General features: G+C 57.7%; 23 protein-coding genes and 1 tRNA gene. 9 read left to right on the forward strand and 15 right to left on the reverse strand.

Annotated elements, in window-relative coordinates; genetic code table 11:
* Window positions 1-8 precede the first annotated feature (8 nt).
* From EE949_RS09220 to EE949_RS09245, 6 genes are all read left to right on the forward strand, one after another.
* A complete protein-coding gene (locus EE949_RS09220; protein WP_122663997.1) occupies window positions 9-716 on the forward strand; it encodes a PspA/IM30 family protein in 708 nt (235 codons plus the stop codon).
* Window positions 717-797: 81 nt separating this feature from the next.
* Window positions 798-1,358 carry a rhomboid family intramembrane serine protease gene (locus EE949_RS09225; RefSeq protein WP_122663998.1) on the forward strand — a complete coding sequence of 187 codons (561 nt, stop codon included), beginning with the start codon at window positions 798-800 and terminating at the stop codon, window positions 1,356-1,358.
* A gap of 50 nt (window positions 1,359-1,408) precedes the next feature.
* Complete coding sequence (locus EE949_RS09230) at window positions 1,409-2,077, forward strand: DUF2491 family protein (RefSeq protein WP_122663999.1); 669 nt, start codon at window positions 1,409-1,411, stop codon at window positions 2,075-2,077.
* Between the two features lie 12 nt (window positions 2,078-2,089).
* On the forward strand, window positions 2,090-2,515 hold the full coding sequence (locus EE949_RS09235) for a DUF350 domain-containing protein (RefSeq protein ID WP_032629074.1): 426 nt from the start codon (window positions 2,090-2,092) through the stop codon (window positions 2,513-2,515).
* A 26-nt stretch (window positions 2,516-2,541) separates the two neighbouring features.
* Window positions 2,542-3,255 (forward strand): DUF1190 domain-containing protein, encoded by a 714-nt coding sequence (locus EE949_RS09240; protein ID WP_122664000.1) that lies wholly within the window; start codon window positions 2,542-2,544, stop codon window positions 3,253-3,255.
* Between the two features lie 14 nt (window positions 3,256-3,269).
* Window positions 3,270-4,427 (forward strand): glutathionylspermidine synthase family protein, encoded by a 1,158-nt coding sequence (locus EE949_RS09245; RefSeq protein ID WP_122664001.1) that lies wholly within the window; start codon window positions 3,270-3,272, stop codon window positions 4,425-4,427.
* Between the two features lie 138 nt (window positions 4,428-4,565).
* On the opposite strand, the gene EE949_RS09250 is transcribed toward EE949_RS09245, so the two are convergent.
* From EE949_RS09250 to EE949_RS09260, 3 genes are all read right to left on the reverse strand, one after another.
* Complete coding sequence (locus EE949_RS09250; protein WP_122664002.1) at window positions 4,566-5,045, reverse strand: thioesterase family protein; 480 nt, start codon at window positions 5,043-5,045, stop codon at window positions 4,566-4,568.
* 112 nt (window positions 5,046-5,157) lie between these two features.
* Window positions 5,158-6,123, reverse strand: a complete 966-nt coding sequence (locus tag EE949_RS09255; protein WP_122664003.1) for an L-carnitine dehydrogenase — start codon at window positions 6,121-6,123, stop codon at window positions 5,158-5,160.
* Window positions 6,124-6,267: 144 nt separating this feature from the next.
* A complete protein-coding gene (locus tag EE949_RS09260) occupies window positions 6,268-7,155 on the reverse strand; it encodes a 3-keto-5-aminohexanoate cleavage protein (RefSeq protein ID WP_122664004.1) in 888 nt (295 codons plus the stop codon).
* A gap of 277 nt (window positions 7,156-7,432) precedes the next feature.
* Here EE949_RS09260 and EE949_RS09265 point away from each other — a divergent pair, with 277 nt between their 5' ends.
* Window positions 7,433-8,368 (forward strand): GlxA family transcriptional regulator, encoded by a 936-nt coding sequence (locus EE949_RS09265; protein WP_122664220.1) that lies wholly within the window; start codon window positions 7,433-7,435, stop codon window positions 8,366-8,368.
* Between the two features lie 299 nt (window positions 8,369-8,667).
* Here EE949_RS09265 and EE949_RS09270 read toward each other — a convergent pair whose 3' ends face one another.
* From EE949_RS09270 to EE949_RS09300, 7 genes are all read right to left on the reverse strand, one after another.
* Window positions 8,668-10,194: an amidase gene (locus tag EE949_RS09270; RefSeq protein WP_122664005.1), complete on the reverse strand. Its 1,527-nt coding sequence runs from the start codon at window positions 10,192-10,194 to the stop codon at window positions 8,668-8,670.
* A gap of 219 nt (window positions 10,195-10,413) precedes the next feature.
* Window positions 10,414-10,896, reverse strand: a complete 483-nt coding sequence (locus EE949_RS09275) for a hypothetical protein (RefSeq protein ID WP_122664006.1) — start codon at window positions 10,894-10,896, stop codon at window positions 10,414-10,416.
* A 57-nt stretch (window positions 10,897-10,953) separates the two neighbouring features.
* On the reverse strand, window positions 10,954-12,957 hold the full coding sequence (locus EE949_RS09280) for a hypothetical protein (RefSeq protein ID WP_122664007.1): 2,004 nt from the start codon (window positions 12,955-12,957) through the stop codon (window positions 10,954-10,956).
* Entirely contained in the window at window positions 12,954-13,664 is a 711-nt protein-coding gene (locus EE949_RS09285) for a PilW family protein (protein ID WP_122664008.1), read from the reverse strand. Before EE949_RS09285 ends, EE949_RS09280 begins: the two co-directional genes overlap by 4 nt.
* Window positions 13,661-14,074, reverse strand: coding sequence for a hypothetical protein (locus EE949_RS09290; protein WP_122664009.1), 414 nt, complete (start codon window positions 14,072-14,074; stop codon window positions 13,661-13,663). The genes EE949_RS09285 and EE949_RS09290 overlap by 4 nt, the downstream gene beginning before the upstream one ends.
* Window positions 14,058-14,519, reverse strand: a complete 462-nt coding sequence (locus EE949_RS09295) for a pilus assembly FimT family protein (protein ID WP_122664010.1) — start codon at window positions 14,517-14,519, stop codon at window positions 14,058-14,060. Before EE949_RS09295 ends, EE949_RS09290 begins: the two co-directional genes overlap by 17 nt.
* Window positions 14,519-14,977 carry a type IV pilin protein gene (locus tag EE949_RS09300; protein ID WP_122664011.1) on the reverse strand — a complete coding sequence of 153 codons (459 nt, stop codon included), beginning with the start codon at window positions 14,975-14,977 and terminating at the stop codon, window positions 14,519-14,521. Before EE949_RS09300 ends, EE949_RS09295 begins: the two co-directional genes overlap by 1 nt.
* A 574-nt stretch (window positions 14,978-15,551) precedes the next feature.
* Here EE949_RS09300 and EE949_RS09305 point away from each other — a divergent pair.
* On the forward strand, window positions 15,552-16,091 hold the full coding sequence (locus EE949_RS09305) for a hypothetical protein (RefSeq protein WP_205505131.1): 540 nt from the start codon (window positions 15,552-15,554) through the stop codon (window positions 16,089-16,091).
* A 211-nt stretch (window positions 16,092-16,302) separates the two neighbouring features.
* Here the strand turns inward: EE949_RS09305 and EE949_RS09310 are convergent.
* The 5 genes from EE949_RS09310 to EE949_RS09330 all read right to left on the reverse strand — a co-directional run bounded on the left by EE949_RS09310 (window position 16,303) and on the right by EE949_RS09330 (window position 20,674).
* Window positions 16,303-16,378, reverse strand: a tRNA-Phe gene (locus tag EE949_RS09310).
* Window positions 16,379-16,479: 101 nt separating this feature from the next.
* Complete coding sequence (locus EE949_RS09315) at window positions 16,480-16,752, reverse strand: oxidative damage protection protein (protein ID WP_027901312.1); 273 nt, start codon at window positions 16,750-16,752, stop codon at window positions 16,480-16,482.
* Window positions 16,749-17,816: an A/G-specific adenine glycosylase gene (gene mutY / locus EE949_RS09320; protein WP_122664013.1), complete on the reverse strand. Its 1,068-nt coding sequence runs from the start codon at window positions 17,814-17,816 to the stop codon at window positions 16,749-16,751. The genes EE949_RS09315 and mutY overlap by 4 nt, the downstream gene beginning before the upstream one ends.
* Window positions 17,817-17,946: 130 nt before the next feature.
* Window positions 17,947-20,166 (reverse strand): AsmA family protein, encoded by a 2,220-nt coding sequence (locus EE949_RS09325; RefSeq protein ID WP_122664014.1) that lies wholly within the window; start codon window positions 20,164-20,166, stop codon window positions 17,947-17,949.
* Between the two features lie 79 nt (window positions 20,167-20,245).
* Entirely contained in the window at window positions 20,246-20,674 is a 429-nt protein-coding gene (locus EE949_RS09330) for an acetyl-CoA sensor PanZ family protein (RefSeq protein ID WP_122664015.1), read from the reverse strand.
* Window positions 20,675-20,930: 256 nt separating this feature from the next.
* Between EE949_RS09330 and EE949_RS09335 the strand changes: the two genes are divergently transcribed.
* Window positions 20,931-22,592 (forward strand): OFA family MFS transporter, encoded by a 1,662-nt coding sequence (locus EE949_RS09335; protein WP_122664016.1) that lies wholly within the window; start codon window positions 20,931-20,933, stop codon window positions 22,590-22,592.
* Window positions 22,593-22,877: the final 285 nt, after the last annotated feature.

A 22,877-nucleotide genomic window follows, 5' to 3' on the forward strand; every position in this document is an offset into this window, starting at 1 on the left:
ACAAATAAATGAGCCTTTGGAAGAAAATGGTTACCGCTATGCGTGGCGGCGCCTCCGAGGTCGGTGAGGCAATCGTCGACGCTCAAGCACTACGCATTCTGGATCAGGAAATCCGCGACGCCGATGCTTCGATGCTCGCCGCCCGCAACCAACTGATCCAGATCAAAGCCAAACACAAGCTGTCCGTACAGCGTGTGGATGAGCACGACAAGAACATCGCTAACTGGGAACAGAAAGCCATCGCCGCCATGAACAAGGGCGAAGAAGGTCTGGCTCTGGAGTGTGCGGAAAAGGTTTCTGAACTGACCGCACTGCGTGATCAGGAAAAAGCCGCAGCTGACCAGTTCGGCATTCAGGTCACCAAGCTGACGGCTCAAGTCACCAAGGCCGAAAGCCAGATCAAAGGCCTGCGTCAGCAAGCCGACATGGCCAAGGCGCGTGATAGCGTACAGAAAGCGCAAATCAACGCCGCAGCAGCCACTGGCGGTGCCAATGGTCGTCTGGAAACTGCAGTGGGATCTCTGGCGCGCATCAAGCAACGTCAGGATGAGCAAGATGCCAAGCTGGAAGCCGCAGAGGAACTCGCGGACGCCGCCAATGGTGGTGATCTGGAGCGTCGCCTGCAAGACGCCGGTATCGGTGCGAAAACCGGTGGCGCTGCTGACGTTCTGGCTCGTCTGAAAGCGCAGAGCCAAGGTGGTAACGCGGGTCAGTAACACCCTGAAAAAGGGGCAAGCGGAAAGCCGTTTCTCCCTTTTTTTGTTTGGTTGCTTTGGTTTGGTTTGAGCGGTGCCTACATGAATGTCGGAAGCGGACTACGCGTTATTCTTGGCCTTGCCGCTGTGATGATTGCAGTTCAGGTGATTAACTCGCTGACCGCAAACGGCCTGCTGAGCCATGGTCTGGTCCCCCGAACCTGGGCGGGGCTGCAAGGCATTATTTTTTCCCCGTTTCTGCACGGCTCCGTTCGTCATTTGCTGAGTAATCTTCTGCCCTTTATCGTGCTGAGCTGGCTGGTGGCGACTGAAGGCTTGCAGCGTTATGTCCGGGTGGTGTTGCTGGTAACGCTACTGGGCGGCCTGTTGGTCTGGATAGTGGGCCGGCCGACGATTCATGTCGGGGCCAGCGGGTTGATCTTTGGGTTGTGGGCTTATCTCTTGGCGCGCGCGTGGTTTCAGCGCAGTCTGATCAGCTTCGCCGTCGCACTGGTTACGTTGGTGGGTTACAGCGGATTGATCCTGGGCTTCATCCCCGTGCCGGGCGTCTCGGTTGAATCACACATCGCGGGCGCGCTTGCCGGTATTGTCGTGGCTTGGCTGATGCACGCAAAAGGGTTGGTTGAAAATCCGTCAGTGTGAGTAATTTTCGCGCTGAGCATCGCTTCGGCGCCCATGAAAGGAAACGCATTATGAGTTGGATCAAACGAGCTTTAGGCCTGGCACCGCCAAAGCCAGCCGCAGCAGTCGCGCCGTTAAATAGCGCGGCGCTGCTCACGCCGTTTGGCCTGGCAAGCGGCCGCATGCTGGATCTTGATGACTCGCTCAAGTTGCTGCTGGATGGGCATTCAGAACTGGTCGTACCCAATGAAGAGGTCGTCTGGTCCGTTGGTCACGTTGACCTTGGGCAGTCCATTCGCCTGGTGCGCTTCTACTTCGAAGATGAAGACTACTGGATGCAGGTCATGATGAACGGTCCTGCGGCAGAAGACGTTCAGGACGTTATCCTGTTCGGCTACAGCAGCGTCGTGACCATCAACAGCGAGTCGGAACTGAAGCGTCTGGTAGGCCCTGAATCAAAAATCGGTTTGCCGGTGTACGAGCATGACGGCTGGGAGTACGAGCGTCAGTGGGGCACCGAACAAGGTCAGACTGAACTGACCCCGATGACCGAAGAAGTAGCCAACCCGGAAGGCAGCTACCGTATCGAGCATTTGAGCATGTTGTACGCCCGCGATACGGGTTTGATTGATCGTCGCGAGTTTTTGCTGCTGTCGGTTGAAGAGGATGAAGAGGGCATCGTTTCTCTTACGACTTCGGTTGGCGTCACGCTGCAGTCCACTGACTTCACCGTCATCTAAAAGGAAGTAAAAATGCTTGATGCGCTTAGTTTGTCCCTCAGCTTTCAGTCGGTGCTGAGCTTCGTTATCTACATCATCGTGGCCGGTGGTTTGTTCGGTCTGTTCCAGATGGCCTACACCCGCCTGACCCCGCACAAAGAGTTCGTGCAGATTCGTGAAGGCAATGTTGCCGCAGCCGTAGCACTGGGCGGCGCATTGATTGGCTTCGCCCTGCCTGCCAGCAACGTAATTACTTACAGCATCAGCGTGCTGGACGTAGTGATCTGGGCGGTCATCGCAGCCGTTGTGCAATTGTTGGCGTTCACCGCAACCAACTTTGTTCTCAAGGACCTCTCGGCTCGCATCACCCGTGGCGAACTGGCCGCTGCCATTTACGCAGCCAGCGTCTCGATCAGTGTCGGCTTCCTCAATTCGGCCTGCATGACGCCGTCGACCTGATTGCCTGTGATCGAAAGGAGTATTCGATGAGACGTAGTTCTTTGAAGCTGGTTCTGGCCAGCACGTTGCCGCTGGCACTCAGTGCATGCGGCAAGTCCGATACCGTTGATGTCACCGCGCAACAGACGTTTCCGACGGTGCAAGCTTGCGTGGACCAGAAGGTTCCCGTCGATGTGTGCTCGGATGCCTACATGACTGCCTTGGCAGATCACCGTCGCATCGCGCCAACCTACGACAGTGCGGCTGCGTGTGAAGCAGACTTTGTTCCCGATTACTGTCAGCAGAACTCTGATGGCAAGTTCACTCCCAAGCTCGGCGGTTTCCAGTTGGAGCTTTCCGGTCAGTTGCCCAAAGAGCAGGTCGATGCGGCCAACGCTCAGGGGGGGCAGTCGGGTGGTTCAGGTTTTGCCAGCTCGGGCGTCAATGGCTTCCTGATGGGCATGTTGGTCAGCAACATGGTCAATAACATAGGTGGCGGCGGTCGCTACAACTCTCAGCCGGTTTATCAGGAGCGTGATTCGCGCGGCGGCTACCAGTCTTCGACGCTCTCCCGTCAAATCGAGCGCGGCAAGACCTTCGGCAATTCCACTCAGGCACGTACCAGTTCAACCGGTGCTTACACCAAGAGCACGCTGGGTCGTAACTCGTCAGTCTCGTCCTCGGTTTCCCGGGGGGGATTTGGCAGCCAGGCAACTGCTCGTAGTGGCTGGGGTGGTAAAAGCAGCGGTTTCGGCGGCTGACGGGAGCGCTAGCCATGAAAAAAATCAGTATCGAAGAGCGGCCGGACTGGCGTGAAACCGCCGAGCGTGAGGGATTCGATTTCCACACCATCGACGGCGAGCGCTACTGGGATGAGCGCGCTTACTATCAGTTCACCGAAGCTCAGATCACCCGCGATATCGAAGCTCCGACTCAGGAGCTTCATGCCATGTGTATGGACGCCGTTGAGCGAGTGGTGGAAAGCGAGGAGCTGTTGACCGAGCTGGCAATCCCGCCAGCGTTCTTCGATCTGGTACGGACCTCCTGGAAGGAGGGGCATCCACATTTGTACGGGCGCTTCGACTTCAGTTACGACGGCGTAAACCCGGCGAAGCTGCTGGAAGGCAACATGGATACGCCCACTTCTGCCTATGAGGCTGGAGCGTTCCAGCTCATCTGGCTGGAAGAGCAGATTGCCCGAGGCGTATTGCCTGCGCATGCCTCGCAGTTCAACTCGCTGGCGGAAGACCTGGTTAGAGCCTTCGCGGCTATCAGAGAGGGCGGGCCATTCTATTTCTCCTCGATGTCCGGTTCCGCCGAAGACCGGGGCACCACCGAATTCCTGCGCAAGATGGCCGAACACGTCGGCATTGAAACCCGGCACATCGATATCGAAGACATCGGCCTCAATTCTCAGGGCCGCTTCGTTGACCTCGAAGGCCGCTGGATCGAGCGTATTTTCAAACTGCATGCCTGGGAACACGTGTTCCACGAGCCTCATGGGCAGGCAGTCCCGCAGTGCGACACGCAATTCATCGAGCCTGCGTGGAAGTCCATCATCTCCAACAAAGGCATCCTGCCGTTGCTCTGGAAATTCAACGAAGGGCATCCGAATCTGCTGCCGACCTTCGTCGACAAAGACCCGCGAGCACCTGTCCCCAAAGGCTGGGTCCGCAAACCCTACTTCTCCCGCGAAGGTGCCAACATTGAAATCCGCACTCCGGGTGACGAAGTCATCTTTGAAGACGGCCCCTACAACGACGCGCCCTACATCCTGCAACAGTTCGCCCCGCTGCCGCGCTTTGGCGACAGCTACACGCTCATCGGTTCATGGGTCGTGGGCGACCTGGCTTCAGGGATTGGGATTCGGGAAGACGATAGCTTGATCACCAAGGACAGCAGCCGGTTCTTGCCGCATGTTGTGGTGGATTGAGGCTACGGAACTGCAAGCGCGGCATACCTGTGGGGGCGAATTCATTCGCGAATGCGGCATCACAGGCGACAGATCTTTATCGGATGCAACGCTCCCTTCGCGAATAAATTCGCACAGGATTTTTAGCTGTGCCTGACTTCAGCTTTTTCCCGGCAACCCAATGGCGCGCCCTATGTAGTGCGGCGCAGGTAAGTCCTGTTGGCTCGCGACCATTGCTGCCAGCTCGCCTAGAACAGCCTCACTGAACGGCGCTGAACGCGGCCCGGCTGCCAGATCAACATGCAAGAGCATCTGCTCGCTGGCCGATAGCGGCTCATCAATGCCTGCCTTGTGAAGACTGTGATAGAGGTGCACGCGCTTTTTGTCATGACCGACTATCTGCGTTTGCACTTCTACTTGTTCATCCAGCTTCACTTCATTCAGATAGTTGATGTGGCACTCCAGGGTGAACAGCGAATGACCGCTGGCATCCCGGTTGTCGCTGGTGAGTCCGATCCGATCCATGAAGGCATCGGTGGCGTAACTGAAAATCAGCAGATAAAACGCGTCGCGCAGATGGCCGTTGTAGTCGACCCAGTCGGCGAGGATGGGGGTTTTGTAGGTGATGAGTGCGGGCATTTCGTGTTCCTTGACCTGTAGGTGCTGCCGAAGGCTGCGAAAGTGGTGTATCAGGGAAACCTTTTCGCAGCCTTCGGCAGCTCCTACAGGACTTAACGTGTGGGGAGGGGAGCTAATCGCTAAACGCCATCCCGTGCTTTTCTTTGGTCGTGCGCACGGCTTCCATTACCGCCAGCAAACAGTCATCGCGATAACGCTCCAGCGCAGCGATGCTGTGGTTACCCAGCTGATCCCGGGTTCCATCGACCACATCGTCAATCAGCTTGTCAGTCAGTTCCGGCGCCGGGAGATAAGTCCAGGGCAGCTTAAGTGCTGGGCCGAACTGGTTCATGAAGTGCCGCATTCCGGCATCGCCACCGGCCAGCGTATAGGTCAGGAAGGTGCCCATGAATGACCAGCGAAGCCCGGCACCAAAGCGGATCGCATCATCGATTTCTCCGGTTGTAGCGACGCCGTCGTTGACCAGGTGTAGCGCTTCGCGCCACAACGCCTCCAGCAAACGGTCTGCGATGAATCCGGGGACTTCCTTGCGTACGTGCAAGGGACGCATGCCCAAAGATTCGTAGACGTTAATGGCGGCCTGAATGGCCTCGGGTGCAGTGTGCTTGCCGCCCACCACTTCTACCAAGGGCAGGAGATACACAGGGTTGAATGGATGCCCCACCACGCAGCGCTCGGGATGTGTCGCGCTTTCGTAGAACTCGCTCGGCAACAGGCCGGATGTGCTGGAGCCGATCAGCGCATCCGGCTTGGCCGCGGCGCTAATCTTTGCGTGAAGCTCGAGTTTCAGGTCAAGCCGTTCAGGAGCGCTTTCCTGGATGAAGTCAGCATCGCGCACGCACTCTTCGATGGTCGTGACGAATCGCAGACGATCCTGAGCGGCACCGGGCTTCAGGCCTTGTTGCTCCAGCGCCGGCCAGGCATTGGCGACCCGCTGGCGTAACGCGGCCTCCGCACCCGGAGCCGGATCCCAAGCGACAACGTCCAGCCCGTGGGCCAGTGCACGGGTAACCCAGCCGCTGCCGATGACACCGCTGCCCAGTGCAGCGAAGGTTTTTATGTGGGTGATGAAGGTCATATTGTTTTCCTGGCGGGTCGAGAGTCGGACCTGTAGGAGCGAATTCATTCACGAAGGCGTAGCGTCAGGCACTGATGATGTTAAATGTGCCGACGTCTTCGCGGATAAATCCGCTCCCACAAGGGATCACGGTAATTTTTGGATTCAACCGCGCTTGGTCAGCCCCATCTTCACTCGACCTTCCGCGGGGGTGAGCACCCGGGCACCCAGTCGGGTGAGGATTTCACTGGCACGCTCGACCAGTGCTCCATTGCTGGCCAGCACACCGCGATCCAGCCAGATGTTGTCCTCCAGGCCGACCCGCACATTCCCGCCGAGCAGCACGGCTTGCGCGGCCATAGGCATCTGCATGCGACCGATGCCGAAACCTGCCCACACCGCATCGGCAGGCAGGTTATCGACCATGGCTTTCATCGTCGTGGTATCTGCCGGTGCGCCCCAAGGGATACCGAGGCATAGCTGGAACAACGGGTTGTCCAGCAGGCCTTCTTTGATCATCTGCTTGGCAAGCCATAGGTGCCCGGTGTCGAAAATCTCCAGCTCCGCCTTCACGCCCAACTCCTGAATACGTTTGGCGCCTGCGCGCAGTTGCGCCGGGGTCGAGACATAAATCGTGTCGCCATCGCCAAAATTGAGCGTGCCACAATCCAGTGTGCAGATTTCCGGCAGCAACTCTTCGACGTGAGCAAGGCGGGTGAGCGGCCCGACCAGATCAGTATTAGGGCCGAACTCCATGGGACGCTCGCCCGGGCCGATCTCAAGGTCGCCACCCATGCCAGCGGTGAGGTTGACGATGATGTCTATGTCCGCCTCGCGAATCCGCTCCATCACTTCGCGATAAAGCGCTACGTCGCGGCTGAACTTGCCGGTCTGCGGATCTCTAACGTGACAGTGCACAACCGTCGCGCCAGCTTTGGCTGCTTCAACGGCGGCGTCGGCGATCTGTTTGGGCGTGATGGGTACCAGGTGGCTTTTCCCGGTCGTGTCGCCCGCGCCGGTCAATGCGCAGGTGATGATGACGTCGTGGTTCATGAGGGAGGGTTCCTTACAGGCTTGCTTCGCTTTTGATAATGCAAAGCTACGCAGCCATGGCCTCGCGAAAACGCACAGCGGCGACCAGCACTTGCACGGTAGCGACATGGTCTATTGCTGTGTTCGCGCAACCGGCGTATTTCAAAAGAGCCATAGCTTGCGGTGATGCGGGGAGCGCAAATGAATGAGCTCCTCAAGGTTGTCTGTTCATCGCATGATCGTCTGGTCTCAGCGATTCATCCTGTTTGCTCACTCCTTACTCAACAGAAGCGATTGCATGCCCCACGACTTCTACTTCCTGCTCATGCCCGGCTTCTCCGTGATGGGATTCGTATCGGCGGTAGAACCGCTGCGGGTGGCTAACCGGTTTGGCGGTGAGCTGTATCGCTGGCATGTGTTGAGTGTTGATGGCGGTGCGGTCATTGGCAGCAATGGCATGTCGGTCAACGCCGACGCCGCGCTGGAGCCGCTGAAGAAAGGCGCAACGTTATGGGTGGTGGCGGGGTTCGAGCCTTTGAGATCTTGCACGCCGAAAATAGAGCATTGGCTACGACGGCTGGACAGCGAGGGCGTGACGCTGGGCGCTATCGACTCAGGCAGTTTTGTTCTGGCTCAGGCTGGTTTGCTGGATAACTATAGGCTGACCATGCACTGGGAAGCCATCGACGCTTTCAAGGAAACATGGCCCGGGTTACAGGTGACTCAGGAGCTATTCGAGATTGATCGGCGGCGCATCACCTGTGCCGGTGGGACTGCGTCCATCGACATGATGCTCGACCTGATCGGACAGGCCCACGGCCCGGAGTTGGCGATCAAGGTGTCCGAGCAGTTTGTGCTGAGCCGCATCCGCCCGCGCAAAGATCACCAGCGCATGCAGATCGCCACGCGTTTTGGCATCAGCAACAAGAAGCTGGTACAGGTGATCGGTGAAATGGAACAGCATACGGAGCCGCCCTTGAGCACCCTGGAATTGGCTGAAGGTATTCAGGTGACACGCCGTCAACTGGAGCGGCTGTTTCGTCTGCACCTCAATGACACGCCGAGTAATTTCTACCTCGGTTTGCGTCTCGACAAGGCTCGCCAGTTGCTACGTCAGAGCGACATGAGCGTGCTGGAAGTGAGCATCGCCTGTGGTTTTGAATCGCCTTCGTATTTCACACGCAGTTATCGTGCGCGTTTCAGCCACTGCCCGCGGGAGGACCGGCGAGGTTAAGAGGCGCTGCCTGGCTTGCGACGTCCATCGCGGGCAAGCCCGGCTCCCACAGGCTGCGCGGAACTTGTGGGAGCAGAGCTTGCTCGCGATAAGAACACTGCGGTTTGCAGTCATACCGAGTCATCGTTCATCGCGGGCATGCCTCGCGCTCATCAAACAACATTCAAATTACTGGATTGAAATGCACTGTCGGTAGGAGCTGCCGAAGGCTGCGAAGCATTTATCCTGACAGACCGAGATCGCAGCCTGCGGCAGCTCCTGCAGGTGTGATCCAGTATTGGCCGCACTGCGTATTTTGGTTAAACCGACGATACCTCGCTCGTACCAGTGATTCCGCCTTCACTCGAAGGGGGTGCGGTCACGATGGATTTCAAGTCAACCTGACTTGTGAGCAGCTTGTTGATATCCGGCTTCGGGCGCTTGAGTTCTGGACTGTTTGCAGTCGCACGTTCGATCTGTTCGCCGCAGGCCAGCAGGTGAGCGTCTGCACGGAACGCGCCCACCACTTGCAGACCAAACGGCATGCCCACATGGTCAACACCGCAAGGCAGCGACAGCGCCGGGTTGGTTGCCAGCGTGACGACATAGGTCAGGGCCAGCCAGCGGTAGTAATTCTCCAGTTGCTTGCCGTTGATGCTTTTCAGGTAAAGGTCGTTCCAGGGGAAAGGGGAGACCGGCGTCGTAGGCGACAGGATCAGGTCGTAGTCTTCGAACAGCGCCTGGAAGCGGCGATAGATACGGGTTTGTTCAGTGGCGGCCCAGGCGCAGTCTTCGAGAGTCATGCGCATGCCCATTTCGTAGTTGGCACGCGGGTTTTCGCCCAGTGAGTTCGGGTCACGCAGATAGGCGTCACGCGTTCCGGCTACGAAACTCTCGGCGCGCAGTACGTCAAAGCAGCGATCCGTTTCGCCCAGTTCCATTTGCACTTCCTCGCAACTGCGAAACAACGGTCGTAGCGCGGCGATTTTGCGACGGAACACCTGACGAATATCGTCATCGACATCGCAGCAACCGAAGTCTTCTGTGTAGCCAACCCGCAAGGTGCCGAGATCCACGTCAGGCAGGGCGCTGAATAGGGTTTTATCGACTTCATAACTCAAGGGTTCGCTGACATGAAACCCGGCCGTTGCCTGCAGTTGCAACAGGGTATCGGCCACCGTGCGCCCCATGGGGCCGACCACGGAGATGGGCGTCCAGCCCAACAGGCGTCGCTCGCTGGGTACCAGACCGGGAGAAGGGCGTAAGCCCACAACGCCGCATTTAGCTGCCGGGATGCGCAGTGAACCGCCGGTGTCGGAACCGCTGCACAAGGGCAGCATGTCAGTGGCCAGCGCCGCCGCCGAGCCACCGGAAGAACCGCCTGCGTTCAGAGCGGGGTTGAATGGGTTGCCCGTTGCGCCCCAAACGTCATTACGCGTGTTGGCGCCTGCGCCCATTTCCGGCACGTTGGTCTTGCCAGTGACAATGGCTCCGGCCGCGCGCAGTCTTGCAACCAGCGTGTTGTCTTTGGCCGGAACATTATTGCGGTAGAGCGGTGATCCGTAGGTGGTTAGCAGCCCGGCGGTGGCTTCCAGATCCTTGATGCCGATGGGCAGACCATGCAGCAAGCCCAGTGGTTGGCCCGACAGCACCGCTTGCTCCGCATCACGAGCCTGTTGCCGGGCCTGATCAAAGCATGTAGCAGTGACCGCATTGACGTAAGGATTGACCCGCTCGATGCGCTCGATGCACGCGTCCATCAATTCCACAGGGGAAATCTGTTTGCTGCCGATCAGGCGGCGCAACTCAACGGCGGTTTTTTCGACGAGTTCATCAGGACGGTGCATTCGAGATACCTGGCAACAGTGATTGTTGCCTCGAATCTAGAGCAGTCCGAGGCTTGCCACAATTTCAAGTTTTCGAATGTTTTATTGCTGTTTTGGCATGGGTTGTTGGTTCGGCGCGAGACTGCTGTAGGAGCTGCCGGAGGCTGCGAAAGCATTTCTTCTGGTGCACCGAGATCGCTGCTTTCGGCCGCTCTTACAAAACCCTGCACTGAATACGGATCACGAAGCCTTTTGGTCCCGAACCATCAACAACCGGGACGCTTCGTTATAGTCCGCCTGGAACGCAGGGCTGCCGATCCACTCGATGGCCGTCTCTTCGTCCTCGTCAAAGAACATCGCGCGGTAGGTGATCAACAGGCCCATCATGAAGTCGGTGGCTTGCTCTTCGTCCTCTTCCGCAATGACCAATGCCAGCACCGGGTACTGCAGGAATACGGCGCACATTGCCAACTGGCTGATGGCCTGAGCGGCTTTCATGGTCTGGAACAGGTCGTCGAAGTCGGCCGGGTCGAAACCGTTTTCCACGATGTCCTTGAAGTCGAACGTGCTCAGATCAAGTTCGACATCATCGAAGGGTTGGTCAACCAGCGGCGAAGCGAAGACTGGGTGCACCACTTTTTTGCCGGGCTTTTGCGAGCGATTTTGCTTGGCCTTGGCTTTCGCCCGTTGAGCGCGTTTTTGCTGCTTGTCTGGCGAAGCCACCGGTGAATTTCCTGATCTTGAAGTTGAGTTACCGAGACGAGCCTGACGCTGCCCGCATCACAAATAGCGCGTCCACTTTACTGCGACAGTCGCCGCAGTGGAACCCGTGCAGTTGCTGGTGCACGGTGGATCGCCCTTGTCAGGTGTCTGGCCAGGCACATAGCTATCGGGTAGGTCGCTCAGATCAATCAGGGTTGAACCGCCCCACGCATTGGCGGGAGTAGCTCCCTGAGAGGCTGCGGTGACATAGCCGTGAACGGTGCTGCTGCCCTCGGTGAGGAAAACGTCCCCGGCCACGATGCTTCCGTAAACAACGCTTGAGGCGCCCAGCGTGATGGCGCCTCCGGAAAACACACCGTTGGTAAAACTGCCGTCCAGATAACCAACGTTGCCCAACGAATTGGATATCAGCTTGGCGCCGGACGTGTCGCAGAAGTTGGTCGGGTACATGCCTGCGAAGTCGTTGGTTGAGTCCTTCAAAAATTTATTGGTGCAGATGACTTTGTAACCAGCGTAGTTCAGCGCATACAGGACGTGGGCACCACTGGTGGTGATGTTGCCGGTAGCCACCACGGTGTTGTAGTACTCGCCGTTGCTCATCTGCACGTTGCCCTTGAACCACAGCGCGCCGGGTGCCAGGTTTTTGCCTGAGACAGTCCACGTGCCATTCGCGTAACTGATGCATCCGTTGTATGTCGACTGGCCCTGGCACAGGGTGCGAGTGGCTGAGCCGGGGGTCGCAGGTTGTGTGCAGTTGTTCGAGCTGTCGACGGTTTTACACAGGAAGTCGTTGTAGCCCCGGCCGTTCTGTTGAGGGTAATTACCCAGGTAGTAAATTCCGTTGGTCAGCCCGTTGATGTTCTGGATGGTGACCTGCCTTTTGCCGTTCACATACTCGAAAACATAGTTAGAGGCGTCTTTGTAATCGTATGCGTCAACCTTGGCGGTGTCCTCGACCTTCGCTGTCAGTGGCGTAAACAGCGTCACCGTTACACTGGTTGGGGCAACCACTGCGGTCGTGTTCGGGCAGTTACTGACGCTTTTGGCTTTGATGGTGCCTTGAGGAAACCAGTACGGACTGGGGCACGTAACGTTAGCTTTGCTATTGATGCGGTTGATGCTCGGCCAGCTACTGACAGTCACATCGCCAACCGCGTTGGACTCTGTGATTGTGCCATTGCTGATGGCAATGGTCTTGCCAGCATTCAGGGTGCCCAGCGTCCCGCCCGTTGACGTGGTGATCTTGCCGAGCGCATTGGCCATGCCTACCGAACCGTTGCTGATCGATATATCGCTATTGGTGTAAAGCACGCCTTGAGAACCACCACTGGCCAAAGTGATGTTGCCAAGTGCTGATCCCTTCTGAGTACTTGCCGAACCGTTGAGCGTGAGCGTGCCATTGGCGAACAACTCGTCAACCTGAATACCGCCACCGATGACAATATCGCCGCTGGCCTGCAAGGACTGTAAGCCCGTGACAGAGCCGCTCAGGTTGGCGTCGCCCCTGACTGATATCTTCGCACTGGGGTTGCCCTTGAAGGTAATCGAGCCTGTCAGGTTGAGCGGTTTGCCTATCGTGATAATGTCCGACTGGCCCCCTTTTCCGGGGGGGCCGCTGCCTGCGCCTGCGGACGAAGGTAGTTTGACGTTATAGAAAACCTGCAACGTCGCGGTCGCACCCGCTGCGCCGTTACTGCCTGCTGCCGATGAGATATTGAAGCCGATAAAGCCGGTCGCTTTGACGTAAGGCTCTGAAACGCTAATCGTCAGCCCGTTGATATTGCTCGCCAGGTTGCCGGTGAGCGCGACCAGGCGATCTTCAGGCTGTGTCTGGCTGGCGATATCCAGCAAGTAGAGGCGCACCAGCTCCACACCTTCCCAGGCTCTGGACTCGGCCGGAACCGCCGCATGGCTGGCCATCTGTTGGTCTTGAGCGCTGCGGATGCCATACACCATACCCATGGCCGTTACGGTCATCGCCATGCCGGTGAGCAGCATGACAAGTGTGGTCGCCATGCCCCGTTGGCGTGCTCTGGAGTTGAGGCCAGCGTTGGGCATCATGAGGCGCTCGGTTTTTCAAGGTTGGGCAGGCAGGTGGTGCTTTTGCTTTTGACGTAAGCAGGCTGAGGCTCGCTGCTGTTGATGTCTATCGTGCTCGTGCTGGCGGTCATCATGACTTGCAGACGATTGGCGGTCGCGTCGGCAGTTTTCCCAAAGGGCCAGCAGGGTGCGTAGAACACCGAGAAAAATGCTGCGGGTTGATTCGTTTCAATCAGCGCAATACTGGTCCACGTCGTGGTGCCCCACTGCGATACCAGCGAGCAGTTAGTGGCGCCTTGCAGGCGCAGAAGGCTGCCTGTTTCCTTGCCGCTATCTTTCTTCATCAGCAATCCAGAGCACATCGCGCTACCGGTTGCGGTGGGCTTGTAGGTCCAGATCATGGCATTGCCCGTTGTGGGAGCCGTCGACGTGGCTGCATTAAACGCACGAGGTGTCCCGGTCAGCGTGCCATTGTTGAGGGTTGCATCGGTAAGCAAAATGATCTGCACAGGGTTGGCATCAACCCGAAAACCCGCATTCAACAACTCACGCTGCGCCGTCAGTACAGCGGCGGCAATCTGGCCGTCTTGCCGGGAGTCCTGGATGGACTGCACGGACACGCCGATCAGGTTTTTGTACAGCGAGAGCAGCGCCAGAATGCTGATCATCGACAGGCTTACGCCCACCAGCAGGCTGACCAGGTTGAAACCGCGCTGGGTATGTTTCATGTCTCGTCGCCGACGCGAATCACGCCGCCGAACAGCGCGCTGTCAGAGGTGCGGGTTGTGAGCACCACGGTGCCTAACGAAGTACCGCCCGTGACTGTGCGTCCGCCGATGGTTACGGCTGATGCGGCCGTGCAGGCGACATCCAGATTGATGGCGTTGGTTTGTGTTGGCAGCGTAATGGTTGCCAGCGAGGCGTTGGTGCACAAAGCTTTGCCATTTAGCGCGAGCAGATTGCGCATCTGGCTGACGGTGGCGTTTTGCAGCTTCATGTCGCGCTGAGTGTTGGTTGCTCGCGATGACGCGTAGCTGATGCCCAAACCTATGATCGACATGAGGACAATGCCGATCAGTGATTCCATGAGTATGTCGCCGCGTTCCTTGCGTCCGTTACCGCTAAATGATCGGGACATTGAAGGTGCTCTCGCTGCCTGCCGTAACGTCGATGCTGGCGGTGGTGCAGGCATTGCCGCCCACGACTGGCAAACCGCGACTATTGAAGGCCACGCAGGAAACATCCGAGCCGCCCACCTTCACGCCGACAGAGGCAGGCAGTTGTGCGGTCCAGAGCGGTGTTGCGCTGGAGGCGCAGTCCACGCTGGTGGCCATTTTGAACAGCTTCAGCGTCTGGCCTGAGCGGCACAGGGCGGCGGCGGCCACATCATCACGGGCGCCTTCCGGGTTACGCAGGGCGGTGGCTTTGGCGCGGCTGATGCCTTGCTTCAGTACCCCGGCAGCCTCGCGCTGCTTGGCGCTATCGCTCCACGCTTTGGTGAAGGGCGCGCCAATCGCCAGCAAGATGCCGAAAATAGCGATGGTGATCATCAACTCGATCAGCGTAAAACCCTTGGTGCGCATCACAGCCACGCGCCGTTGTAAGGGCTGCAACTGGCCACCGCACGGATATTGTCTTGAGTCAGGGTGATACTGCAGCCGTTGACCTTACCGCTGTTGCCCAAGGCTTCCAGCTTGTAGGTGGAGTTGGTCGACGTCACGATCTTGTAGGTGAACGAATCGGACTGGCTTGGCTGCCAGGCTGCCGCCGTGCAGCCGGTGCTGCCTGTGGTCGCCACACATTTTGTGTCTGCGGTGGTGCTGGACGTCGTGGTTCCGTAAACCAGTTGGCGCTGGAAGCGGTTTTCCATCACCAGGCTCAATGCAGCCAGATCAGCCTGAGCCGATTTGATTTTGCTCTTGGTGACGTAGCTGTCGTAGGCGGGGAATGCGATGCCAGCCAGGATGCCGACAATGGCTACGGTGATGAGCAACTCGATCAGCGTAAAACCAGAAGACTTGCTCGCGCCTGAAGCACGCATACGAAAACCGCCAAGGGGAACTAAAGTATTAATGCGATATTACTATGCCATACCACCTGCCGTGAACTGGCGTGGATCAATGGCTGGGCGGATCCGATGACCGGTCGTCGATTGTTTTGCGACACCGGCCAGACGCACCCGGGACTGAGTCGTTTACTGGGGACGAATATCCAGGCTGCGTATGCTGCTCAGGCGCTAAGGCGGTGCTGGATTTTCTGCTTGATTGCGTCAGTATCCTGAATCGTTGCGACTACATCATTCGCAGTGTTGAGCAGTCGACGCTTATCGGATTTGGGGATTTCCTCAATATTGGAGCAGATCACCATCGAATCAAAGCGGTGCCCGGTTTTTGCAAATGCTGGAGGATGATTGTCGCGAGCAGAGGGGGGAGAATTTCTGTCAGGGGAGTCCGTTTTTCATGAACGGAATTTCCAGTAAGTGCATAGCCGTTTCGCGATTTGATTCAGGAGCGATCCCGATAAAAAAAGTATTCAGTGATACGTTGGGCTACTGTTACTCGCGAAAAATTCACTGACGCAAATCTTCAAGGATTGAAATGAAAGTCACATCGCTTGTGTTGTTCGCCTTTGTTTTGCTCTGCGGTTGCACCACGCCGCTCACCTCCGACATGTCCAGCCCGTCGATTGCAGAAACCAAAACGGTGGTGTTCGGCGGCAAGACGTTCGTCCTGAAATTCCAGAAGCCGGGCTTGTGGGAGTATTTCCCGCCAGAGGAAAGCATGGATACCTGGAATGAAATGGTGGACTTTACCGTCGTCCCTCGCGAGATGAACGGCTTCAAACCCCTCGACATCGGCAAGCGCGCCATCCAGCTTCATCAGCAGGAAAACCCGAACATGCCGGCAGTCCTGCTGACCGACAATAGAACAGGGATCGATTACGCGATGATGTTTTATCCAAAATCATTGCGTAAAGACGGGCAATTCTCGGAGATCAGCTATTTCAAGTATTACAGGGATGGCACCACCGGCCAGACCATCATCTTTCACTTTGCCAGGAATATTCCAAAGCCGAGCAACCCCTCTGACAGCGCAGCAGAGATGGGCCAGGAGATACCACCGCTGATGGAAGCATTCCCGCTTTACCGGCCGTAATGCTACTGAGCGGGCAGCACGAATCGATTCGAAGACAACAAGGGCCTTATAAATTGCCGTTGTGATATGAGTAGATGTTTAGAGCGAACTGGCCTGCTTGAAACCGGCAGCGCTTGCAGGTCGTGGCAGAAAACTGCAGCCATAAAAAAACCCGCACTAGGCGGGTTTCTTTATTTTTCAGGTGATGCTTGCACCACCTGAAATCAATTAGTGGTGCCCAGAGACGGAATCGAACCGCCGACACGGGGATTTTCAATCCCCTGCTCTACCGACTGAGCTATCTGGGCAACGGGGCGCATTAGACGTGTTTTTCAGGGGGTCGTCAAGCATGTTTTTAAAAAAATCTGAATTATTACCGTTGCTTACGACCCGCACTGCTTGAAACGCTTTATTTCTCGGGGGGAACGTAACCTTCCGCCTGAGCGTATTCCTCACCGGACAGGAACTTGTCCATCTGGGTCTGGAGGAATTTGCGATCTTCGGCATTCATCATGTTCAGACGCTTTTCGTTGATCAGCAGGGTCTGGTGTTTCTGCCAGTCGGCCCAAGCTTTCTGTGAGACGTGATTGAAGATGTCTTCACCTTTGGCGCCTGGGTATGGGGCGCGTTCCAGGCCTGGCAATTCTTCTTTGTACTTGCGGCACATTACGGTGCGGGTCATGACGACTCTCCTGCATTCAATACGTCGGCTGCGCGTTTCAGCAGCTTCTTCACCGGGGCGGCAAGGCCCAGGCGCGGCGGGGTGGCGAGGTTATACCAGAGCCAGTCGGCCTCGGCCACGTGATGAGCAGACTCCTCGACCCGGACCAGCCAGGGTTCGATGCTCAGTTGAAAGTGACTGAAGGTATGGATCAGTCCCGGCAGTTCCTGATGTTGACCCAGCTCCAGCGAGTGTTGCACGGCCAGATGCTGAAGGTCCTCGAAGTCATCCAGCTCCGGCAAGCTCCACAAGCCGCCCCACAGGCCGCTAGACGGACGGCGATAAAGCAGAATTGCGCCATCACGGTTGGCAAGCATTGGCATGAGTGTGCGCTTTTGCGGGACTTCCTTGCGCGGCTTTGGGATTGGGTAGCGGGTTTCCAGGCCCAGCAGGTGCGCTTCGCAGCCAGATTCCAGCGGGCAGAGCAGGCAGCTTGGTTTACTGCGCGTGCATAGCGTTGCGCCCAGATCCATCATGGCCTGGGTGTAGTTGTTCACCCGGGCATGTGGCGTGAAGCGCTCTGCGGTGGCCCACAGCTGTTTGGCGACCTTCGGCTCGCCCGGGTAACCCTCCTGCGCCGTAAAACGCGCCAGAACGCGTTTTACGTTGCCGTCGAGGATCGGCGCGCGCAGGCCCATGCTCAGGCTGGCGATAGCCCCGGCAGTAGACAGGCCGATGCCGGGCAGCAAGATCAACTTTTCTACATCGCGAGGGAATTCACCGTCGTGATCGGCGACCACGATTTTTGCGGTTTTCTGCAGGTTGCGCGCTCGGGTGTAGTAGCCCAGGCCGGTCCACAGATGCAGCACTTCGTCTTCAGGCGCTTCGGCCAATGCCTGCACGGTGGGCAGCGCATCCATGAAACGGTCGAAGTAATTCAGGACGGTACTGACCTGGGTTTGCTGCAGCATGATTTCCGACACCCACACCCGGTACGGCGTGATGCCTTGCTGCCAGGGCAGATTGTGTCGCCCGTGGCGGTCGTACCAATCAAGCACAGCGCTGGAGAATTGCTCGGGTTGCATTGCTGATCCGGTTTTGATGTGGCTAATTTTTATCGGGGGGAACCTTGTAGGAGCTGCCGCAGGCTGCGATATCGGTCTGTCATGAGATCGCGATCGCAGCCTTCGGCAGCTCCTACAGAGGGATGTTTCTTTAGCGTTTGAACAGCCCGCGCAGGGCGTCTTTCAGTTCTGGGCTGACTTTATCGCCGAGCTTCTCTTCGATCTTCTCGCCGAGCTTGTCGCCCGCCATTTTCGCGGCTACCTGGCCGAGGCCTTCCTTGTCGAGACGGCACGCTTTGGCGCCCAGTTCCAGTGGGCCGCGGCACTGTACAGGCCACTCGATACCGACGTAGCGCGGGTTGACCTCGCAGGCAGGGTCGGGCATCTCGGTCTTGTCGCCTTCGATGATGACGCCGACGTGGTAGTTCATGCCCAGCACGCGCAGGTCCACATCACCATTGCCGTTGACGGTCAGGCCGGGTATTTGCACCTTGAGGTCCGGGTTGCTGGCGACACCATTGCGGAAGGTCAGATTGCCATTGAGCTGGCGGAACGGTGTGTCCTTGCCGCGAGGTTCGCCGCTGAGCGTCTTGCGGTTAAGAATCGAGATGCCCTGGCAAAGCTGCTGCTCAAGGTTGGCATTGACCAGCACGCCATTGTTGAGCATGAAACTGGCAGTGCCGTTCAGGCTGTCGATCAGGGCTTTTTCGCTGTTGCCCTTGCCAGTCAGATCGCTGTTCAGGGTCAGCAGGCCTTTGACGGGCGGGTTTTGATCCTGGCTTTGCAGGAAGCGCTCGACCGGCACCTTGTTGATGCGCGTCTGCACGCTCATCAGCGGAACATCCGGGCGCACATCAAGATTGCCTTTGACGTCGAAATTGCCGTTGTAAAGATCGCCACGCAGGCTGTCGACTTTGACTACGCCATCCAGCGCCTGGGTTTTCAACACGGCGTTCTGGATCTGCAGTTTCTCGACAGTCAACGCGCCGAAGCTGATGTCTGCGTCGACATCAAGTTTGCGCATGCGCTCCAGTGGCAGCAGTTTTTCGGTGCTCCAGGCGGCCTTGGTCGGTTGCTCCGGCAGAGGCGTGGTGCCTGCGCCTGCCACCGCGGCGGCTTCACTGTTTTGCACTTCAGATTTGCGTGCTGCACTCGCGCCTTTTTTCTCTTCGCTTTCGGCTGGGCGATAGCGATCGGCGTTGAAAGTGTCAGCCTTGAGTTGCAGGCGCAGCGCCTGTTTGGCGAAGTCTTCAACGGCTACACGGCCGGTGAAGGTGCTGTCGTCGACTTTCAGGTTGAGCTCATCAAGCACCACGCTGTTTGGCGTGCCGCTGATGCGAGTGATCATTTCCACTTTGCTCAGGCTGCCTTCGCTCATGGCCGGAAGTGGCTGGCCGACGCTGTCGAGGAACGTGCGCAGATCAAACGGTGCGATGGACACTGCGCCAGTGACCTGCGGTGTCTTGTCCAGATCGCGCGCGCGGAAGTCGCCAAGCGCGCGCAGCTGGTTGGCAGACAACTTCATGTTGGTCCATTCGGCGACATTCGCGGCCAGATCGACCAGCAATTGGCCTTGCGCTGCGAAGGTCACGGTCTTGCCCTGGAGTGGCTCACCCGACGCTTCACCGGACAAGCGCATGTCACCAAACTGATAACGCTTGAGTGCGCGGTCCAGGCGCAGCTGGCCGACCAGTTCGGTCTTGGCGCGCATGACCGGTTGGGTTGTACCCAGAAACGCTGTCAGTTTGATCGGGATATCAGCGCCTTCGTGAACAGCGCCGGTGCTCAGCTGGATACTCTCGGCCGTGAACGACTGGCCTTTGCGCGCATCGACGTAATCTACCCGTGCGTTGTTCACGGTCAGGCTGTCGATATCGAGCTTGATCGGCTGAGAGGGCTTGTCTGGTTTGGGCGCTGGAGTCTGTTCGCCTGCGGCTGGAGCCGGTGTCGCAGCCACGTCCGACGGAGCAGGCTTGCCGATGTCTTCCCAGTTGCCATGACCGTTTTCATCGCGGCTCAGGCTGAGGTTGAGGCCTTCGACCCGGACATCACTCATCTGTACTTCGCGACGCAGCAGCGGCAGTACGCGAACCGACAACCCCAGCATCTGCAGATCGGCAAAAGGTTTGGTCGGGTTGTTCAAGGTCGCAACGCTGGCTTCGTGCAGCTCCAGACCAAGCCACGGGAACAGGCTCCAGCCGATATCCCCGTTGAGGGTCAGTTCAACGTGCGCCTTGTCGCGCGCCAGTTGGCGAATCTCGTCTTTATAGTCGTTGGGATCAAACAGATGGGTCAGGGCGAAGCCGAGAGCCACGATGATCAGCAACAGCCCGAGAACAAAAAGTCCCAGGATTTTGCCGAACGCTTTCATGGGCGAGTCCTTGTAGTCGAACGTTTAAAATTTGCCCGCGAGTATAACCTCCTCACGCAGGTGCAGGGTTTTGGATGCCTCAAGCCTGGCCTCGTTCAGCATTTTCGGCTTGAAAGAGTACTAACGGCACCTGGAGTCTGGCCGCCAGAGCCTGGACTTCGGGAGGTTCGGCGGTTGCCAGCAAGCGTAGCTCGCAACCCGCCTGACGGGCTGATTTCTGCACTTCGCCGATCAGTTGCCCGGCAAAGCCTCTGCGGCGAGTCGGGTTGCGTACGCATAAATGCGATAGCTCCCAGACCTTCGCGTGACGTTGCACAAGAGCACAACCTAACAGTCGATCGTTTAGTCGGGCGGCAACGAAGGTGCCCTGCTCAAGGCCACTTTCGATCAGTTGCACAGCATCAGTAAAAGGCGGGAATAGCCAGGCGGGTGCATCACGGTAGATCTTCTGTAAATCCACCTGATCCTGATAAGTGGCCGACTGAAGAAACTCAACGACGATAGGCATGAAATGTCCTCTGGCGACGGGCGGCACCGGCGATTGTGCCCTAAATACAAGAGGCAAAGCGCTGACGTCAAAAAAAGTGATGTCAAAACGCCTTTTTTTAATTGACAGATGATAATCTCCCGCCGTTCGCTAATCCGGTGCGTCGATTTGTCACGTATTCGGGAACTCTGCCGATAAAACGGTCGTTGCCTACGCGCACGGAGGCTGTGGGTGGAACGTAGACACCTTGTGAGCTTCTTTTTCTGGGGATAAAACAATGAGTACAAGCACTGCGTTGGGCGGTTCACCCGCACAGCCTGCGTTCTTGTCCAAAGAACGCATCATCGCCAAGCCAGGTTTCAACCGCTGGCTGGTACCACCGGCAGCATTGGCTATTCACCTGTGCATCGGCATGGCGTATGGCTTCTCCGTGTTCTGGCTGCCGTTGTCCAAGGCAGTTGGCATCAAGGCTCCAGTAGCCTGTGCACCTGACATGAGCTTCTTCGCACAGATTTTCTCGTCTGCTTGCGACTGGCCCATCTCCATGCTGGGCTGGATCTACACCCTGTTCTTCATCTTCCTGGGTTGCTCGGCTGCCATCTGGGGTGGCTGGCTGGAACACGCAGGCCCGCGCAAGGCCGGTGTGGTATCGGCTCTGTGCTGGTGTGGCGGTCTGCTGATATCTGCGTTGGGGATTTATACCCACCAGATATGGCTGATGTGGGTCGGCTCCGGTGTGATCGGCGGTATCGGTCTCGGGCTCGGCTACATCTCGCCGGTCTCGACCCTGATCAAGTGGTTCCCGGACAAGCGCGGCATGGCTACCGGCATGGCGATCATGGGCTTCGGCGGCGGCGCGATGGTAGGTGCTCCACTGGCTGCAGCGCTGATGAACCATTTCGCTTCGCCTGAAGGCGTGGGCGTCTGGCAGAGCTTCGTGGTGATGGCGGTGATCTACTTCATCTTCATGATCGGTGGCGCACTGTCTTACCGCGTTCCGCCAACTGGCTGGAAACCGGAAGGCTGGACTGCTCCCGTCAAGAAAGCCAACAACGCGATGATCACCAACCGTCACGTACACGTGAACGTGGCCTGGAAAACACCGCAATTCCGTCTGGTATGGCTGGTGCTCTGCCTGAACGTTTCTGCCGGTATCGGTATTCTGGGTATGGCTTCGCCGCTGCTGCAGGAAGTCTTCGCCGGTAAGCTGCTGGGCCTCGACCTGGCGTTCAACCAGCTTGATGCTGCTCAGTTGGGCCAGATCGCCGCCATCGCTGCGGGCTTCACCGGCCTGTTGAGTCTGTTCAACATCGGTGGTCGCTTCTTCTGGGCTTCGTTCTCGGATTACCTGGGTCGCAAAAACACCTACTTCGTGTTCTTCGCCTTGGGCTTCCTGCTCTACGCGCTGGTACCAAGCCTGAGCCACATGGGCAGCGTTGCACTGTTCGTAGCCGCGTTCTGCGTGATCCTGTCGATGTACGGCGGTGGTTTCGCAACCGTTCCGGCCTACCTGGCTGACCTGTTCGGTACGCAAATGGTTGGCGCGATCCACGGTCGTCTGCTGACTGCCTGGGCTGCGGCGGGCATCCTCGGTCCGGTTCTGGTCAACTACCTGCGTGAATATCAGCTGAGCCACGGCGTTGCCCGTGCCGATGCTTACGATATGACCCTGTACATCCTGGCCGGTCTGCTGGTGCTGGGCTTCATCTGCAACCTGCTGGTTCGTCCGGTGGCTGACAAGTACTTCATGACTGATGAAGAACTGGCTGTCGAGCAATCCTACGGTATGGACAAAGGCGCGGATCACACCACCGTTCTTGAGTGGAAAGCCGATCCGGGCAGCAAGCCACTGGCTATCGCCGCCTGGCTGGCAGTAGGCATCCCACTGGCGTGGGGCGTCTGGATCACTCTGCAGAAGACTGCGGTGTTGTTCCACTAAGTACGCTGTAGAGGCTAGCAACCCAAGCCTCATGTTGGAACGCTGTGTTGTGGGAGCCGGGCTTGCCCGCGATAAGGTCGACGCGATTCACTTTAGATCGCGTCCAGCCTTATCGCGGGCAAGCACCGCTCCCACATTGGCCCGAGTCTGCGGTGCGATCCCCGAGTAAAAACCGATTTATTTGCACCAAAAAGCAGCATCCTTCCGTAATTCGTCGTCTTCTCTCTTTCCCTTCTTCTGTTTGCTTCATGCCAGCCGGTTCTGGGCCTATAATGCTCGCCTTTT

Source organism: Pseudomonas viridiflava (assembly GCF_900602065.1).
GTDB lineage: Bacteria > Pseudomonadota > Gammaproteobacteria > Pseudomonadales > Pseudomonadaceae > Aquipseudomonas.